This is a genomic window from Oceanicaulis sp. UBA6590 (assembly GCF_002433705.1).
Lineage (GTDB): Bacteria > Pseudomonadota > Alphaproteobacteria > Caulobacterales > Maricaulaceae > Oceanicaulis.
The window spans coordinates 225,810-243,924 of the sequence record NZ_DJIQ01000022.1 but is presented as its reverse complement, the minus strand read 5'-3'; the positions used below and the strand labels follow the sequence as shown (position 1 = coordinate 243,924).

Genomic DNA, 18,115 nt, shown 5'->3' with positions numbered 1-18,115 from the left:
GTGATTTACCAATTTGGTTATATCTGTACACCCGGTCCCGTGCGTGCCTTTCGGGTCACACCCGCCTCGCCCGCCAGACTTGTTCTTTGACAAGACTGCTCGCTCACAGCATGAAGCGGGCATGGAAACGCATCACATCTCGCCCGGCTCGGACCAGCCGCTCATCCGTCTGACAGCAGCGATTCTCGCAGGTCTTCTGGTCTTGCGAGTGTTCGCGCTTCTGGCTGATCCCAACAGCCTGTATGCCGATGAAACCCAGTACTGGCTCTGGTCCCGCTCACTGGACTGGGGCTATTTCTCGAAACCGCCCATGATTGCCTGGATCATCGCGAGCACGACCGCAATCTTCGGGAATGCGGACTGGGCGGTCCGGCTGGCCGCTCCGTTCCTGCATTCGATCACGGCCGTCATGCTGGGCCTGACGGCGGCGCGTCTGTTTGATGTGCGGGTCGGCGCGTTCACGGCGCTGGGCTGGGCCATGATGCCGGCAGTCTGGCTGTCCTCCACCATCATTTCGACGGACGCCGTCCTCATGGCGGGCTTCAGTACGGCGCTTTATGCCCTGGTGCGCCTGCGCGAGGCCCCGGACTGGCGCTTCGCGCTCCTGCTGGGCGCTGCGACCGGCTACGCCTTCCTGTCCAAGTACGCCGCCATCTATCTGCTGATCGGACTGGGCATCAGCCTTGTCATTGACGCGCCGTCCCGTCGGGCGTTGCTGTCTGTCCAGGGCGCGGCCGCCCTGGCGCTCTTCGCACTCATCATTTCAGGCAATGTGATCTGGAACGCCCAGCATGAGTTCGCCACCGTGTCTCACACCGCCGCCAACGCCAATTGGGGCGGCTCCCTGTTTCACCCCGAGGAATTGCTAGACTTTCTGAGCGGCCAGCTCGGCGTCTTCGGCCCGGTCTTTTTCATCGTGCTGATTGCAGCCGTGATCACGGCCTTTCGCGACGTCTCACTGGACTGGAACGCTGCGCGCCCTCGCCTGATGCTGGTCGGCTTCTGCGTGCCGGTGCTCCTGATCGTCTGCGCCCAGGCCTTCATCAGCCGCGCGCACGCCAACTGGGCCGCCAGCGCCTATGTCAGCGGCGTCATCCTGGTGACGGCCTTCTTGCTGACCGGACCGAAATGGCGTCGATGGGCGCTGTATGGCTCGCTGGGACTGCATACGATTGCGGGACTGGCCCTGATGGCGTTCGCCGCGTCTACGCCGTTGTCGGATGCAGCCGGGCTCGCCAACGCCTTCAAGCGCGTGCGCGGCTGGCCCGAAACCGTTCAGGCCGTCGAAGTGATCGCCCGGGAGCAAGACGTCGCCACGCTGGTTTTCGACAACCGCAACGACTTCCACCAGTTCCAGCGCTATGGGCAGGATTTCGACGGTCAGGTCTTCATGTGGGTGCGCGCCGAGCACGCACAGAACTTCGCCGAACAGACCTGGCCCTTGCCCGACGGCTATGCCGAACCGGTGCTGGTCATTTCCGAACGCCCGGAGGAAGAACCGCTGCTCGCGTGGGATTTCGCCGCATTCGAGCGCGTGGACGAGATTGCAATTCCGCTCGGCGGGGATCGCTATCGTCGCTATCAGGTCTTTCGCGCACAAGAACACGAGCGGATAACGCGCGACGCAGACTATGAAGCCCGCGTCGCTGCGCTTCGGGCTGACGCGCCCTAACCCTCTTCGACGCCATTCCAGATCTGACGCAGGCGTTGGTCCCGCCGGCAGCCAAAGCGATAGCGCTGATAGCGAGCCGGATGGGTCTGGTAATAATCCTGATGTTCGATCCCGGCGGGCCAGAAGGTTGTCAGATCGCGCACCGGCACGATGACAGGGCGGTCAAAGAGAGCCTGAACGCTCTGCAGCGAGGCTTCGGCCGCCGCATGCTGTTCGGCGTCCACCGGGAAGATGCCGGGCGCATAGCCTGAACCCCGGTCACAGAACTGCCCGCCATCATCAAACGGGTCCACATTGCGCCAGTAATGATGCAGCAGCTCGTCATAGCTGATGACCGACGGGTCATAGATGATCCGCGCCGCCTCGTTATGGCCGGTCCGCCCCCGCGCCACATCGTAATAGTCGGGGCTTTCCTCGCGACCGCCCGTAAAGCCGGACACCACTTCGACCACGCCGTCGAGCTTTTCAAAGTCCGCTTCCGTGCACCAGAAACAGCCCGAGGCGAACACGGTATGGGCCAGCCCGTCAGGCAGGTCCGCGCCCTCAGACTGAGCGGGGTGCACATAGGTCTCATCCTGCGCCAACGCGGCGCCGGAGAGCGAGAAGGCCGCGAGGGCGGCGACGAGAACAGCTTTCATGACGGTCTCCATCAGGGATTACCCTCATAGAGTTGGGGCAAATCCGCTCAAGACCAAGTCACGAAGCTGTCAGGCTGAGCGCGGCTCGAACTCGGACAGCCGCAGACCGAGACACAGATTCTGCATCGCCTGGACCGCGGCGCCCTTCAGCAGATTGTCGAGCGCGCACACCATGACGCCCCGTCGGCCATCCTCGCTCAGCGCGAACCCGCCCACAACCGCGCCCGGATTGTTCGCGCCCTCGATCACTTCGGGCGCTTCATCCTGCACGCGGATCAGCGGCTCATCGCCATAGGCCGTCTCATAGGCTGACCGGAACGCCTCTGCAGTGATGCTGCGGGCGAACTCCATCTGCACGGTCAGAACAATGCCGCGAAAGAACGCCGCCACATGCGGGCTGAAGCGGACTTCCCGCCCCAGATGACGGCTCATTTCCCGCTCATGGATATGGCCCATCAGCGCATAGGGCATGAGATTGTCCCTGAGCGCCTCTTCGTCATTGCGCCGGTTGGGCGTGGTGCCCGCGCCGGAATAACCCGACACGCCAAACAGATGCGCCGGACCGCTCAGCGCTTCGCGCATGGGCGCGACCGCCAGCTGGCCGGCCGTGGCATAACAGCCCGGATTGGAAATCCGGGTCGCGCCCGTGATCGCCGCACGGCCATAAAGCTCGGGCAGGCCGTACACCCAGCTGTCGTCAAAGCGGTAATCCGCCGACAGGTCCACGATCACGGTGTCCGGTTTGATCGCTTCGATCGCGGCCACATAGGGCGCGGCCTGACCGTTGGGCATGGCGAGGATCACGCCGTCGCACTGGCGTTGGGCGACCTCATCCGGGCTCAGCGCCTCGAACAGAAGACCGGCCGGGCCTTCCGGCGCCAGATCGGTGACCGGTTGGCCATCCATGGCGCGCGAGACGGCGAATGCGAGCTTGAGATCATCGCGCTCGGCCAGAAGCCGGATCAGCTCACGTCCCGTATGCCCGCGGGCGCCCACCAGTCCGATGGTCTTCATTTGCCATCCTCCAGCGTCGCGGGAAGCCCCGCGATCCGTTCGACCCGGGCCGGGATTTTCGTCAGATCATCCTCACCCCGCCAGAACACGGTCCAGGGACCGGACTTCACGGCGCCCTGGCAGGTGGAGAAATAGAACTCGTTGACCGGATTGTTGGAGCGCGAGCGCCAATAGAGCTTGGGCGCATACTCGATGAGGCGCCGCCAGACCGCCCCGCCCAATCCCTCGCCGCGTGCTTCGTCGAGCACGGCGAACTTGTCGAGATAGACCATGTCATCCAGACGCGTCGTGATCGCGGCGGCGCGATAGTTCTCGGTCACGAAGGCATGATCGAACGCCATGGCGTCAAAATAGCCCGGCACCGGGGCCCGACCGAAGGCCTTGTGAATAAGCGCGCGCGCGCGGGACTGATCGAGATCCTCCAAGCGGTCGATTTCCAGCATGCGCTCGCCGCGACGCACAAGCGTGCCGGCGCCCGCATGGGTGAACAGCTCCTTGGCGAGCTGGTCAGGCCTGGTGATCGATACCGAGCTCGACAGCGGCAGGTCATCAAGCAGCAGCTTGATCTCCTGCAGCTTCAGCCGCATGCCGCCCGCCACCCAGTCCGACGCCATCAGATCATCATAATCGGTGGCGAGGTTGATCGCGGAGATCGGCTGCTTGCCGGCGTCCAGAAGCGCGCCTGTCCCGGTCAGGAAGACCACCTTGTAAGGCTGCAGCTTGTGCACCAGCGCCCGCACCGCGCTGTCGGCATTGATGTTCACAAGGCGACCATCAGAGGTATCGCCCAGACAGGTGAGGATCGGCGCCTGCCCGGCTTTCGCCGCCGCCGCCACCAGGTCGAGTCGCACGCCGGTGGGCTCGCCCACCCGGCCCAGCCCCGCCTCGTCGATCAGCTCGGCCTCGAACACGCCCGAGGGCACCGCCGCCGCCCGGCCGCCATGATCACGCACCGCCTGAACCAGTTTGAGATTGACCGCCGTCAGGGTGTCGCGCACCACGCCTATGGCTTCGGGCGGAGTGATCCGCAAACCGTTCTTGCGCTCTTCGGGGAAACCCGCTGCTTCCAGCGTTTCATTCAGCTGGGGACCGCCGCCATGAACAACGATGGGCGCAAGGCCGACCGATTGCAGGAAGGCGAGCGCGGCGGCGAGCGCATCCAGGTCTTCCTCGATGATCGCGCCGCCGACCTTGACGACGGCGAAGCGTTCCTGATCGAGCTCGGAGAAGCGGTTGAGGTATTCGCGGATCTCCTTGCCGTCGCGCATGTTCGACAGAAGCTGCACGATCGCGGACCGGACCGGCGCGTTGGCGCCGCCCCGTTCTGGGAAGGATTTGGGCTCGCTCATCCGAGATTGTCCTGAACCAGGCGCTCCATCATAGCCTTCTGGACATGAAGACGATTTTCCGCTTCCTCGATGCCCAGGAAGGCCGGGCTGTCGACGACCGAATCTGCGATTTTCACATTGCGGCGCATGGGCAGGCAGTGGCTGACGCTGGCATTATCCGTGAGCGCCATCTTGGCGTCATCGATCATGAAGCCGGCGCCCTTGGCGCGATAGGGCGCCTCAGCCTCCCAGGCGCCGAAGAACGGCAAGGCGCCCCAGCTCTTGGCGTAGACGGCGTGCGCGCCCGTATAGGCTTCCTCCACATTTGTGGTGACGGTAAAGCGGGCATTGTTCTCGCCGCAGAACCGCTCCGCCGCATCCATGTACCGCTCGTCCAGCTGATAGACGTCATCAGGGATCAGCATGCGCACATTCATGCCCATCTTGGACGCCATCAGAATGGCGGAGTTGGCGACCGCGGTGTTGAGCGGTTTGGGATGGGGCACCCAGGTCAGCAGGAAGTCCTTGCCCGACACATCGCCATGACGATCCTGCAGCGCCATCATCATCGCCAGTTCCTGGCAGGGATGGACGATGGTCTCCATGTTGATGACCGGAACGGTGGCGTATTTGGCGTAGGCGGTGATCAACGGATCCTCGCGCTCGGCCTCCCAGTCCTGGAATTTCGGGAAACAGCGAATGGCGATCAGGTCCGCATAGCGCGACAGCACGCGAGCGGCTTCCTTGATATGCTCTTCAGGGCCGGCGTTCATGATGGCGCCGTCCTCGAACTCCACCGGCCAGGTCTGCCCCTGCGCATCCAGCACAATGGCGAAGCCGCCCAGTTGCTGCACGCCGATCTGGAAGCTCGTCCGCGTCCGCAGGGACGGATTGAAGAACATCAGCGCGACGGACTTGCCCTTCAGCGCATCGCCCATCGGGCTGGATCGCAGCTCTCGCGCCCGATCGATGATCGATTGCAAGTCACTCCGGGACCAGTCTTCAGTCGACAGGAAATGGCGCATGGCTGCGGACCCTTGTCTGAATAAACAAAGTCTGCGGTGTAGTCAGAGACGACGATCTTGGCAAACCCCCTGTGTAGACAGGGCATAACATCATTCGCGCAAAGCCGCCTCAGGACCGGGCGCGTCCACAGGCTCGACCAGAGCTGACGCGTCAGGCTCGGGCGGGAAGGGCGGCGGGTCATCGAGCGCCGCAATCAGGCGCTCATCCCGGTCGTAGACATCATGGATGAAGCGCACGCGGCCCATCTCGTCGGAAACCGCCGTGAAATAGAGAATGTGGACCGGCACTTCGTGACGCAGGCGGATGCGCCGCGTATCTCCGGAATCAAAGGCCTCCCGAACCGCCTGCGCGCTCCATCCCTCCGCCGACAGGATCCAGATCGCCAGTTCTTCGGGATGTTCCACACGCACGCAGCCTGAGGAATCATCCCGCTGCGCATTGGCGAAGAGTTCGCGATGCGGCGTGTCGTGGATGTAGACATTGTGGACATTGGGAAAGAGGAATTTCACCCGCCCCATGGCGTTGTTCGGCCCTGGCGCCTGGATCACCCGATAGCGGCGGCTCGCCCAGTCCGCCTGATAGGGATCCACGCGGGCGCCAGTATCGAGATCCACAAGCCTGTATCCCTGAGACAGGGCATAGGCCGGATTGGTGCGGAACGTGCGCAGCCAGCGTTGACCCAGGCCGCTCGGCGTCAGCCAGTACGGATTGATCTCGATGATCGACATGTCCTCGGAAAAGACGGGGGTTCGGGAATAGCGCTGTCCGATCATGGTCTCATGCGTGCGGGCGACAACGCCGTTCTCCCAGGCTTCGAGACGATAGTCCGCGATATTCACCCGGATATGCCGTTCCCCGAGCTCGGCCGGCAGCCAGCGCCAGCGCTCGAGATTGGCGCGGATCTGGTTGATGCGGCGCGCATCGCCGGCATTGAGCTCGGACAGGGTGGAGGGGCCCGCCTCGCCGTCCGCCGCCAGATTGTGTCGGGTCTGGAAGCGCATCACGGCGCTTTCCAGCCGGCCGTCGAACGGCGCCCCCGCAGCCACAGGCCCGGCCAGCAATCCAAGTTGCGCAAGACGCGCACGCAAGGCGTCCACACGCGGCCCCTGGTCCCCGCGTGACAAGGCCTCGCCCGGCGGCACGAGGATTGGCGCCTCGACCAGGGTCAGGCGACGGACCAGCTCGGACCGCAAGGCCTGATAGTCCGGATGAGCGGGCGCCAGCGCCTCAAGGCTTTCATAGATCCCCTGCCCTTCACGCGCTTGCGCATAGGCGGTCAGAAGGTCCACATCATGGATGGGGGCGGTCCAGTCTGAATCCAGCGCCCGCGGATCCACCACGCCAAAGGCCAGATCTTCGGCATAGTCGAACCAGACCGCGCGCGCCAATTCATCCCTGCGCGCGCCATAGGGCATCTCGCGCAGCATGGAGGGATCGGGATAGTCGGACGGGTTGAGCCCGTGGGTCCAGGCCTCCGAGAGCGCATCGCTCAGGGCTGTGATTTCCTCATCGGTCCAGCGCGCTGTCCAGCTGCGCTCTCCCGCCTCGGCCGGCCCGGCGCCCAGAAGCGCCAGAGACAAAGCCATGCCGATCACAACAAGCCTGATCATTCCTACCGCCCCCCGATCCTCAAGTCTTAACAGGCGTTAACGCCGGGCTCCAGCAAGGATGTCTCAAAAAAAATCGCCGCCCCGGTGCAAGCAACAGGGCGGCGAGTGAGGCAAACTGACAAACCTTGCTCTATTCGGCCCTTGCTCTATTCGGCGGCGCCCGCAGCGCCTTCGCGTGCGACGGCGTGAATATAGTCCTTGCGCGCCCGGCCCGGATCGACCCGTCCCGTCTGCTCGCCATCGATTTCCTGGGCGATGCGCTCGTCCTCTTCCTGCAGGGCTTGCGGATCGAGTTCCGCAAAATGCAGGACGCCCATTTCCTCATAGGCGCGCTGGATCTTGGGCCCCCAGAGGCCGATATCCTTCACGATCGGCACGATCCGCTGGAAGAGCAGCGTTCGGTAGAGTTTCACGATTTCCGAATTCTCGGTGAATTCCTGACATTCCTTTTCAGGCAAACCCAATACCTCGTAGATCTCTTTGGACTGGGTCATGCGATCGCGCATGAGGTAGCAGGCCTCCACCAGAAACTCCTCGCGCTCATCGCGCTCCTTCTGGGTCAGCTGGGGGTAGTAATCGCGCAATGACAGGCGTCCGAAGGCCACATGGCGCGCCTCATCCTCCATGACATAGGCGTTGACCATGCGCGCCAGCGGATTCTGCGCCAGATCCCGGATCGTGCCAAATGCGGCCAGCGCCAGCCCCTCGATCACCACCTGCATGGCCAGATAGGTCACATCCCAGCGCGAATCCGACAGCGCGTCATTGACCAGCCCCTGCAACGGGTCGGTCATCGGATAGGCGACGCCGAACTTGCCCAGAAGCTTGCGGTACGCCTCCACATGGCGCGCCTCGTCCATGACCTGGGTGGCCGCGTAGAACTTGGCGTCCAGATCAGGGACCGCCTGCACGATCTTGGAGGCCGCCAGCAGCGCCGCCTGCTCGCCCTGCAGGAATTGGGAGATGTTCCAGGACTGGGTGTGGCGACGCAATTCGATGCGCTCTTTCTTGGTCATCTTGTTCCAGACGTCCGAGCCATAGATGGAGACCGCCTCATCGGGCATCTCCATGGGGTTCTCGGGGTCCAGATCCAGCTCCCAGTCAATGCGGTTCACCGCATCCCACTGCATGTCCTTGCCCTTCTGGTACAGATGCATGAGCGTGGTCCGCCCCTCGTCGAACCGCCAGTCAAAGACAGCGTCGAATTCATTGGGCACATGCCAGTGCGGATCGATGCCGGGCATGGGATAAAGGTCACGCAAGGCTGTCATGGGGGTCCTCCCGCCAGATGCTGGAAGAGCCTGCGCGCCCCAGGAAAGCCTTTAGCGGACGCGCCCGCTCCCCGCCGCCCGCCCGTCTTACGCAAGCAATGAACGGCGTTCACTTCTCAACATTGGATCAGCCGCCGGTGCCTTGTCCAGCAGAACACAGGAGAAATTCAATAAATCTGATAAGGCCTTCAGTTGCAGCGCAACATAGACGCGCCCCAACGAAGAACTTTACGCTGAAGTTAAAAGGCTATTCTGGAATGCTGCACTGCAGGGCGCTATTCCGCCGCCACGGGCGGTTGCGCATCGGGCTTGCGGGGCGGCGTCAGGCCCTGCTCTTCCATCCAGCGCGCCTTGAGCGTGGCGGAGGTGTCCCGGCTGCCATCGGGCGACCAGCCCGGCGGGCCCAGCCAATAGCCCAGAGCGTCCCGCAGGGATCGCGCCGAGCGCACATCCTTGATGATCCCCCACCATTCATGCAGGCAGATGGTGAGCGGGTTATGCGTGCCCAGATTGCGAACGATGCCATAGCGGATTTCTTCCGCGTCGGTCTCCGGCTCGAACGTGCCGAACAGACGATCCCAGATGATGAAGACGCCAGCATAGTTCCGGTCGAGATAGCGCGGATTGGTGGCGTGATGGACCCGATGGTGGCTGGGCGTATTCATCAGCCACTCGACCGGCGCCGGCAGGCGTTTGATCGCTTCGGTATGGATCCAGAATTGATAGATCAGATTGAACGCCGCCACGAAGGCGATCATCGCCGGCGGAAACCCGATCAGCACCAGCCAGCTTCCCAGGAAAATGAACTTCAGGGTCAGCGGGTTGAGCCAGGGCTGCCGCAGGGCCGTCGACAGGTTGTAGTGCTGGCTGGAGTGATGGACCACATGGTCTGCCCACCACCAGCGCACCGTATGCGCCCAGCGATGGCTCCAGTAATAGACGAAATCGTCCAGCACGAAGGCGATCACGAACCAGTACCAGGCCCAGCCGATATCCAGGAGCGCGAACTGCTCCACAAAGACGAACCAGGCGACGACTATCCCGCCCAGAACCAGTCCGGACACCGTATTGCCCAGCCCCATCACCAGGCTCGCCGCAGTATCGCGCGGCTCGAACCGGGTCTTGCCGGTCAGACGGCCATAGATCATCTCGGCGATCACCAGCAGGATGAAACCGGGAATGGCCCACAGGATCGGATCAGGCAGATTCGGCATGATGGACCTCTTTGCGGGACGCGCGCCGCGGCGCGCGCACAAATGTCTGAAGTCGGTCCGCCCAGGACTGGGCCTGACCATCCCGGCCCAGGTCCAGAACCACGCGCGGCAGGGTGTAGTCATAAAGCGTCAGCGTAAGGGTCGCCCCCTGAGCCTCGACCGATCGGAGTTCGCCGGCCCTCAACGCCCGCACGACGGCGTTGTCGCCGCGCGCCAGCACCAGGCCGACCCGGGCCTGATCCGCCTCCAGGCAGATATAGCCGCACCGATCCGCCGTCAGGGCCTGTTCGTCGCCAGCCTGAAAGCCCATGATATCGCGCCGCAGAAAGCTCTGGGCCTGCTGTTCCGTATTCAGACGGAGGCGCGTCCAGCCCATGGCGATGTTCAAGAGCACGATCAGGCCGATGCCGAAAGCCGCCCCGATCAGGGCCAGCACATATGTCAGGCTGTCATTCATGGATAAACTGAACGCCGTTCACCCCGAAAAAGCAAGAGCTGATCCCTGCGGCGTTTCGGTCAAGAAAAACGGCGCCAGGTTTCCCCGGCGCCGTTGATCAGATCCGAACCGACCGCTCTAGAAGCGGGCGCGCAGCGTCACGCCATAGGTGCGCGGATCGCCGGGATAGTTGTTGAAGCTGGCGCCGAGATAACCGACCGAGGGGAAACCGCCCTTGACGTATTCCTCATCGGTGATGTTGCGGCCCCAGAACTGCAGCGCCCAGCTTTCGTCAGACGCCGACAGTGTGATCGAGGCGTTGTACAGGGTGAAGTCATCCTGAATGGCCACCGGACGCGGGTCCAGGCTGGTCACAAGGTTGAATTCAGAAGTGTATTGCGCCTCACCGCGCAGGATCAGGTCCAGGCGGTCATTGATCGGATGGGTATAGGTGCCCGTGGTGGAGGCGACCAGCTCAGAGCTGCCCCGATCCACGCCGGACAGGTCATTGAAGGTGCCGGTGACGCCGCGCGCATTGGTGCGCGGGGTGGAACAGGCGGAGAATTTCGGATCCGCTGGATCATAGACCGGACCGAAGAGCGGCGAGCTGTCCGGGCACGGGCCGTACAGGTATTCGCCATACTTGTTGTCGATCAGATAGCTGCCGCCCAGCGTGAAGAACAGGCGGTCGGTCGGCGCATAGCTGAAGTCAAACTCGATGCCGCTGACCTCAATGGAGCCGGCGTTGTCGAGCGCAAATCCGTTGCCCACGAAGTTCTCGGACTGGAAGTTCTCGATCTCCTGGTTGAAGTAGGTGATCGCATAGACCAGAGAACCGTCGAGCAGGGTGCCCTTGGCGCCGATTTCCCAAGAGCTCGCATCCTCTTCCTCGAACTCGAAGATGCCGGTTTCCGCCGCTTCGTAGGACAGGTTGAACCCGCCCGGCTTGAAGCCCGTGGAATAGCTCGCATAGACGTTGAACGTATCGGTCACGTCATAGCTGAGAATGGCGCTGTAGGAGAAATTGTCGTCCGAGCGCGAGGTCGGATACTGGCTGGCGTCCACAGGGGTGAAGTTCTGGAACGCGGTGAAGCCGTTCAGAAGGTTGAACGGGGTGTTGGCCAGGAAGGCCGCCACCGTGGGATCATACACGATGAGCGGATTGCCAAGGGTCGCGCCCGGAATGCCGGACGCCTGCAGGGCGCCTTCAAGCTGGGCGGCGAGCTGGGCGTCGCCCGCAGCCTGCTGCGCCAGAACCGTGGTCAGAAGGAACGGACAGGTATTGCCGTCGGGGAAGCCCGGGCAGAGCGAGGCTTCAGGCAGACGCAGATTGGCGCCCAGCGAGGTGAAGCTCAGCGCGGAGATCGGATCGTTGATATCGATCACGCTCTCCATGTCCTTGTCTTCTTCAGTGTACCGGCCGCCCAGCGTCAGGGTCAGCCGATCAGTGAAGTTGATGTCGAACTGTGCAAAGGCGGACCAGGACGTGGTGTCGTACTGATAGTTCTCGCGCTGCAGGGCGTCGCCTTCCTGCAGATAACCGCCAGCCGGCAGAAGCGGCACGCCATTCACGCCCAGCTGATTGTTCGCGCCGACCAGAAACTCGGTCAGGGTCACGCCGCCCGTACCGGCCGGCAGGCCGAAGGCTGCGACCAGATCCGCCACCTGCCCCGCAGAAGCCAGATCGAAGAAGGCCTTGGTGTCCGCGCCGTAGACGAGGCGCTGATTGAACTCGAGCTCGTTCTTGTAATAGAAGCCGCCGAACATCCAGTCGATGAATTGGCCGCCATTGGACGTGAAGCGGAATTCCTGGGTGAAGCTGTTGTATTCGTTATCGATGTTACGCGCGCCCAGCAGGTCGATATCGGAGAAGTCCGCATCGATATTCTGGCTCTCGTCATAGGTGCGGTACGCCGTGATCGACGTGAAGGTGAAGCCGTCGAACTCATGATCGATCTGGGCGGACAGGCCGGCCGTGTCGAGCTGGGTGTTCACATTGCCGTCCACAGCGATCTGGCCGTCATGCGGGTCGGCCGGAAGCGCCGTGCCGCCAAGCGCAATCAGCGCGCCCTGGTCGATCGGATCGTAGAAGGCGAAGGGCGCCGCGCAGCAGTTTTCATCAATCACGCCCAGATCGGCGATGACGCGCACTTCGGTGTTGTCGGTCGGATACCACAGCAGCTGTCCGCGATAGGACTGGCGGTTGCGGTCATTGAGCTGCTCGCGCTGAGCGTTGGGCGCGACATTGTCCAGATAGCCGTCATTGGTGTGCGTGGTGGCGTCCAGACGGAAAGCCAGCACATCCTCGATGATCGGGCCGGTCACGGTCGCCTTGGCCACGAACTGGCCATAGCTGCCCGCCGTCAGCTCGGCGTCGCCGCCGAACTCGAACTCGGGCTCCTTGGTGATGAAGCTGACCACGCCGGCCGGCGTGTTGCGGCCGAACAGCGTGGATTGCGGACCGCGAATGACCTCGACGCGCTCGATGGACAGCAGATCGTTGATCGCTGCGCCCGCGCGCGGACGATAGACGCCGTCGACGAACACGCCGACCGAAGGCTCCAGCCCGGGGTTGAAGCTCGACGTGCCGATGCCGCGCAGATTGAACTCGGTGTTCGTGGAGGCGGCGAACTCGGCCACGCGCAGCGACGGCACCAGGGTCTGAAGGTCGGCCGCATCGCGAATCTGCGACTGCTGGATCGCGGTGTCGGTGACGACCGCCACGGAGACCGGCGTCTCCTGAAGGGTCTGCTCGCGCTTTTGCGCGGTCACGGTGATCACGTCCGGTTGCTGCGCCATCGCCGGCGCGGCCACGAGGCCGGCGGCGAGCGCGGTCGCACCGAGTACGGCGGCTTTGGTCAAACGGGTCATCCAGGTCTCCTCCCCTGATAGATGTGCGTCGCGGCGTTCTGAATGCGGCCGCTATACGCAGTTGAATTCAGCTTATGCAGGGTTTTCGCCGTTTGTCATGCGATCTTCTTATGTTAGGCGCGGCAGCGTTGCCCAAAGATCACAATTCCGGTCGGGTCAAATTGCCCCAAATCACCTCCAGGCTGTTGATATAATTAAGGAAGTCACGCCGGGGCGGAGGTCATGCTGCGCAGCATTATCCACAGGATGCGCAAAGGAAGGCCCCGCCCTAACAACTTGATTGCGTTAACAGGTTTACGTGGATTTTCTACGACGCGCCGGGGGCGTCAGCGCCGTGAACGCCAGTCCGGCGAGGGCCCCGGCGATCGCCTGCGTCCAGAAGCCGGGCAGGCTCCGCGCGCCTGCAATGATCTGCACGCCGAAGAAGACCTCTTTCATCAAGGTCAGCATGACCAGCATGCAGACCAGTCCGGCCGCGGCGAAGACCAGGGCGCGCGGCGCCGGCAGGAGGCGGCCCGCAAGCGCGGCGACCGGCAGGGCGATCGCAAATCCCAGGGCGATGAAAATCGCATAGTTCGGCCCCAGCCCCATGAGGTCGTCGACGATCATCGCGACGCCCTCCATCAGCCCGATCGCCGCGCCGACGGCCTTCAGGCCCGACAAGACAAACAGGCTTTGCGCGATAACGCCCAGCGCCACCATGATCAGCACCGCCGCCAGATAGCCCAAGATCAGCCGGATGATCGTCATGACCCATTCCCCCTTTGCGCGCTCGTCCCGCTGGGCTCATAGTGCGCTCTGCATGAAGGCCAGAGAGTGCCGCAAACCCATGCGCGGGGGAACCATCATGATCCGACTGAGCCAATCCGTCATCACCCTGATCGCCCTGGCGCCGGTCTTCAGCGCCTGCACGCAGGCGCCGGAAGCGGCCCCGCCCGCGACAGACATCGATCCCGCACGCTATCAGGTGGAGATCGTGGCGGAGGGGCTCGCCACGCCCTGGGACATGGCCTTCCTGCCGGACGGCTCCGCCCTGGTCAGCGAACGCAATGGCGGCGTGAAGTGGCTGCGCAACGGCTCTCTCAGCGATGTCGAAGGCGGGCCCGAGGATGTGTTCGCCGAAGGACAGGCCGGCCTCTTTGACCTGGCGCTGAGCCCGGACTTCGCCACGAACGGTCATGTCTATCTCAGCTATGCCTCCGGGACTGCAGAGGCGAATACGCCCGCGCTCTACCGCGCCCGCTTTGACAATGGCGCCCTCATGGACGGCGAGACGCTCTTTCGCGCCGAGCCCATGCGCAGCACCAACGCCCATTACGGCGCCCGGCTGGCCTTTCTGCCTGACGGAACCTTGCTGATGACGGCGGGCGAAGGCTTCGCGTATCGCGAACAGGCTCAGATTCGGACCAACCATCTGGGCGCGCTCTTGCGACTGAACCCCGATGGCGGCGCCCCCGCAGACAATCCGTTCTTCGAGGAAGGCGGGCTGGCCGCCTACGTCTACAGCTATGGCCACCGCAACATGCAGGGCATCGCGTTGAATGACGCGACCGGCGCCATCTGGACTCACGAACATGGCCCTCGCGGCGGCGATGAGCTCAACCGCATCGTCCCGGGCGACAACTATGGCTGGCCCATCGCCACCATGGGCATGGATTACAATGGCGCACGGATTTCGCCCTTCTTCGATCATGACGGCTTTCACGCCCCCGAATGGGTCTGGACGCCGTCCATCGCGCCGTCCGGCATGGCGCTTTATGACGGCGATCTGTTCGATGAGTGGCAAGGCGATCTTCTGGTTTCCGCACTGGCTGGACAGGCGCTCCATCGGCTCGATGTCGAGAATGGCGTCGTTGTGAGCGAGGAGCGTCTGTTGTCTGAACGCGGCCAGCGCATCCGACAGGTTCTCAACGGACCGGATGGAGCGATCTGGCTTCTCGCCGAATCGCCCGAGGGGCAAATTCTCCGACTGACCCCGGCCGACTGACCCGGCAAGCTCAGGGTGAAGCGACCGGTTTTGACTGGCGCTCACTCTCTGAAAGGTGTTCACTCTGGCCAAAGATGATTTGCCCGCCCCGTTGATTGCGGTGAGATAGGGCGAACGTTTTCGGGGAGAGAACACATGATGCGCTTTGTGGCCGTGATCATCTCGGCGCTTGTCCTGCTCGGACTTGTTGGAGCAGGCTGGTATTATCGTCCCTGGTCGGACTACGCCCCGGCCCGGATTCGCGCCCTGGATGATCCCGCGCAATACCCGCAGACCTATCAGCGCATGGATGAGTTCCTGCCGCACACCTTCATCGCGGCGGATGCGCCGTCCCCGTTTCCGCATGCGCTGCGCCCGCTCGACATTCAGTATGAGTGGCAGGGCGAGACCAAGACCCTGGACCAGTATCTAGAAGAAGCCCAGGTGACCGGCCTGACCGTGCTGCATCGGGGAGAGGTCGTCGCCCAGATCTACGGTCATGATGCGGGCGCGCAGTCGCGTTTCACCTCCTGGTCCGTGGGCAAGTCCTTTGTCGCGACCCTGATTGGCAAGGCCCTGCATGAAGGCCGGATCGCCAGCCTGGATGACACGGTCGAGCAATACGCCCCCGAATATGCCGGGACCGATTATGGCGCGACAAGCCTGCGTCACCTGCTGATGATGTCCTCGGGCATGGACTTCAATGAAGAGTACAGCGCTGACGCGCCGTCCGACGTCCGCCCGCTGTTTTTCAACGCCTTCATCCTGCGCCGCAATCCGGACGAGATGATCGCCCGCATCGAGCGCGACCGGACGCCGGGCGAGGATTTCCACTATATCAGTCCCAATTCCCACGTGCTCTCGGCCGTGGTGCGCAATGTCTATGAGGGCCGCCTTGCGGAGATCATGGAGCGCGAATTGTGGACGCCGCTGGGCATGAAGAACGAGGCCAGCTGGCTGCAGCACAAACCGGGCCCTGAAGGCGTCGCCATCGGCTATTGCTGTCTGCAGGCCAGCAGCGAGGACTATGCGCGCCTGGGCCAGCTCTATCTTCAGGATGGCGTCTGGAACGGTGAGCGCCTGTTGCCTGAAGGTTGGGTGGACATGGTCTCGACACCGCCGACCCCGTCTCATGAGCCCGGCGCCAGCCGCTACGCCCATAGGGGCTATGGCCTGCACTTCTGGATCCCGGAGGATTATGATCGGGAATTCTACGCCGCCGGCGTGTTCGGCCAGTATATCTGGATGGATCGCAAGCGCGATCTCGTCATCGCCCAGAATGCGGGCGATCCGAACTGGACCGATCGCAATGTCGAGATGACCGCCGTCTTCCGCGCCATCGCCAGCTCGGTCGCGCCCCTGAGCCGGTTCGACGTTCACGGCGCATCTCGGGACGGGGAGAAGGACCCCGAAGCCCCCTCTACCGAGCCCGTTGAGATGGAGCCGCAACCATGAGCGGCGGCGACGGGCTGGAATTTGACTATGTCATCATTGGCGCCGGGTCGGCCGGTTGCGTGCTCGCAGAACGCCTGAGCCAGGATCGGGACGTTACTGTTTGCGTGCTCGAAGCGGGCGGCTCTGACAACAAGGCGGTCATCAAGACGCCCATGCTCTTGCAGTTCGCCATCACCAATCCCGCCATCAATTGGGATTACTGGACCGAGCCGCAAAAGAATCTGAATGATCGCGCGCTGTACTGGCCGCGCGGCAAGACTCTCGGCGGGTCATCCTCGATCAACGCCATGCACTATATGCGAGGCGCGCTGGAGAATTACGACGAATGGGAAAGCGCCTACGGCGCAACCGGCTGGGATGGCGATGCGGCGCTGGAAGCCTTCAGGGCGGTCGAGAACAACGAGAACCATGGCGGTCCGTTCCACGGCCAGGGCGGCCCGTTGAACGTCAAGACCATCGGCCCGCTCAACCCGCTCACCCATCGCTATTTCGAAGCCTGCCGCCGCCGGCAGATTCCCGAGAATGACGACCATAACGGCGCGCGCCAGGAGGGTTTCGGAACCTATCAGGTGACCCAGAAGGCCGGCAAAAGATGGTCCGCGGCCGACGCCTTTCTCAAACCCGCCATGCAACGCCCGAACCTGAGCGTCGTCACCGATGCGATGGCCCACAGGGTCGTGCTGGAAAACGGCGAAGCCAGGGGCGTGCTCATCGAGATCGATGGCGAGATGAAGACCGTCACGGCGCGTCGCGAAGTGATCCTGTCGGGCGGGGCGATCAATTCGCCTCAGCTGCTGATGCTGTCCGGCATCGGACCGGCGGACCATCTGCGCGAGGTGGGCGTGAGCGTCGAGCATGACCTGCCCGGCGTGGGTGAAAACCTGCAGGACCATCTCGACATCCTGGCGCGGGCGCGTACGAAATCCGCCGCCTCAATCGGCTATTCCGCGCGGAAGTTTCCCGCCACCGCACGCGACGTCCTGCAATGGGCGCTGACAGGCACCGGCAATTTCACCGTCAATCCGGTGCAAGGCTGCGGCTTCATCCGCTCCAGCCGCGCCCGCGATCTGCCTGACATCCAGCTGGTCTTCATTCCGGCCCTCGCCAGCCCGCATGGCCGTGAAACGATGACCGGTCACGGGATGAGCCTGCATGCCTGCCATCTCTACCCGCAAAGCCGCGGCCAGCTGAGATTGAAGGACGCCGATCCGCGCACCCCCATCATGATCGATCCCAACTATCTCGATCATGAAGAGGATGTTGAGGTAATGACCGATTGCCTGGAGATCGCGCGCGACATCCTGTTGAGCGACGCTTTTGACGGCGAGTTCCAGGCGCTGGACCTGCCTGCGGATCCCCAGGCCGGTCGCGCCGCCTTGACGGATGAAGTCCGCAACCGCGCCGAGACGCTCTACCACCCCACATCCACCTGTGCGATGGGACGCGGAGAGCTCGCTGTCACCGATCCCGAATGCCGCGTGCGCGGCGTGAAGGGTCTGCGCGTGGTCGACGCCTCTGTCATGCCCCGTATTGTCGGCGGCAACACCAACGCCCCCACCATCATGATCGCGACACGCGCCGCTGACATGATCCGTTCGAGCTAGGGAGAGCTCT

Annotated in this window: 14 protein-coding genes; 4 read left to right on the top strand and 10 right to left on the bottom strand. The window is 63.3% G+C overall.

Features of this window, described 5'->3' with window-relative positions; translation table 11 throughout:
• The first annotated feature begins 121 nt into the window (after positions 1-121).
• Positions 122-1,672, top strand: a complete 1,551-nt coding sequence (locus B2Z70_RS04880; RefSeq protein WP_292981682.1) for an ArnT family glycosyltransferase — start codon at positions 122-124, stop codon at positions 1,670-1,672.
• Here B2Z70_RS04880 and msrA read toward each other — a convergent pair.
• The 10 genes from msrA to B2Z70_RS04830 form a co-directional block, all read right to left on the bottom strand.
• Positions 1,669-2,310, bottom strand: coding sequence for a peptide-methionine (S)-S-oxide reductase MsrA (gene msrA / locus B2Z70_RS04875; protein ID WP_292981680.1), 642 nt, complete (start codon positions 2,308-2,310; stop codon positions 1,669-1,671). The genes B2Z70_RS04880 and msrA overlap by 4 nt on opposite strands.
• A 69-nt stretch (positions 2,311-2,379) precedes the next feature.
• Positions 2,380-3,324 (bottom strand): N-acetyl-gamma-glutamyl-phosphate reductase, encoded by a 945-nt coding sequence (argC, locus tag B2Z70_RS04870; RefSeq protein ID WP_292981678.1) that lies wholly within the window; start codon positions 3,322-3,324, stop codon positions 2,380-2,382.
• Positions 3,321-4,673, bottom strand: a complete 1,353-nt coding sequence (locus B2Z70_RS04865; protein ID WP_292981676.1) for an acetylglutamate kinase — start codon at positions 4,671-4,673, stop codon at positions 3,321-3,323. The genes argC and B2Z70_RS04865 overlap by 4 nt, the downstream gene beginning before the upstream one ends.
• A complete protein-coding gene (locus B2Z70_RS04860) occupies positions 4,670-5,677 on the bottom strand; it encodes an N-acetylornithine carbamoyltransferase (RefSeq protein WP_292981674.1) in 1,008 nt (335 codons plus the stop codon). Before B2Z70_RS04860 ends, B2Z70_RS04865 begins: the two co-directional genes overlap by 4 nt.
• A 90-nt stretch (positions 5,678-5,767) precedes the next feature.
• Positions 5,768-7,288, bottom strand: coding sequence for a L,D-transpeptidase family protein (locus tag B2Z70_RS04855; RefSeq protein WP_292981672.1), 1,521 nt, complete (start codon positions 7,286-7,288; stop codon positions 5,768-5,770).
• 146 nt (positions 7,289-7,434) lie between these two features.
• Positions 7,435-8,559, bottom strand: coding sequence for a ferritin-like domain-containing protein (locus B2Z70_RS04850; protein ID WP_292981670.1), 1,125 nt, complete (start codon positions 8,557-8,559; stop codon positions 7,435-7,437).
• Positions 8,560-8,834: 275 nt separating this feature from the next.
• Complete coding sequence (locus B2Z70_RS04845; protein ID WP_292981668.1) at positions 8,835-9,773, bottom strand: sterol desaturase family protein; 939 nt, start codon at positions 9,771-9,773, stop codon at positions 8,835-8,837.
• Positions 9,757-10,230: a hypothetical protein gene (locus B2Z70_RS04840; RefSeq protein ID WP_292981666.1), complete on the bottom strand. Its 474-nt coding sequence runs from the start codon at positions 10,228-10,230 to the stop codon at positions 9,757-9,759. Before B2Z70_RS04840 ends, B2Z70_RS04845 begins: the two co-directional genes overlap by 17 nt.
• A gap of 117 nt (positions 10,231-10,347) precedes the next feature.
• Entirely contained in the window at positions 10,348-13,080 is a 2,733-nt protein-coding gene (locus B2Z70_RS04835) for a TonB-dependent receptor (RefSeq protein WP_292981664.1), read from the bottom strand.
• Positions 13,081-13,374: 294 nt separating this feature from the next.
• Positions 13,375-13,830, bottom strand: coding sequence for a hypothetical protein (locus B2Z70_RS04830; RefSeq protein ID WP_292981662.1), 456 nt, complete (start codon positions 13,828-13,830; stop codon positions 13,375-13,377).
• Positions 13,831-13,927: 97 nt separating this feature from the next.
• Between B2Z70_RS04830 and B2Z70_RS04825 the strand changes: the two genes are divergently transcribed.
• The 3 genes from B2Z70_RS04825 (at position 13,928) to B2Z70_RS04815 (ending at position 18,105) form a co-directional block, all read left to right on the top strand.
• Complete coding sequence (locus B2Z70_RS04825; protein WP_292981660.1) at positions 13,928-15,067, top strand: PQQ-dependent sugar dehydrogenase; 1,140 nt, start codon at positions 13,928-13,930, stop codon at positions 15,065-15,067.
• 135 nt (positions 15,068-15,202) lie between these two features.
• Positions 15,203-16,501, top strand: a complete 1,299-nt coding sequence (locus tag B2Z70_RS04820; RefSeq protein ID WP_292981658.1) for a serine hydrolase domain-containing protein — start codon at positions 15,203-15,205, stop codon at positions 16,499-16,501.
• Positions 16,498-18,105, top strand: coding sequence for a GMC family oxidoreductase (locus tag B2Z70_RS04815; RefSeq protein ID WP_292981656.1), 1,608 nt, complete (start codon positions 16,498-16,500; stop codon positions 18,103-18,105). Before B2Z70_RS04820 ends, B2Z70_RS04815 begins: the two co-directional genes overlap by 4 nt.
• The last annotated feature ends 10 nt before the right edge of the window (positions 18,106-18,115 follow it).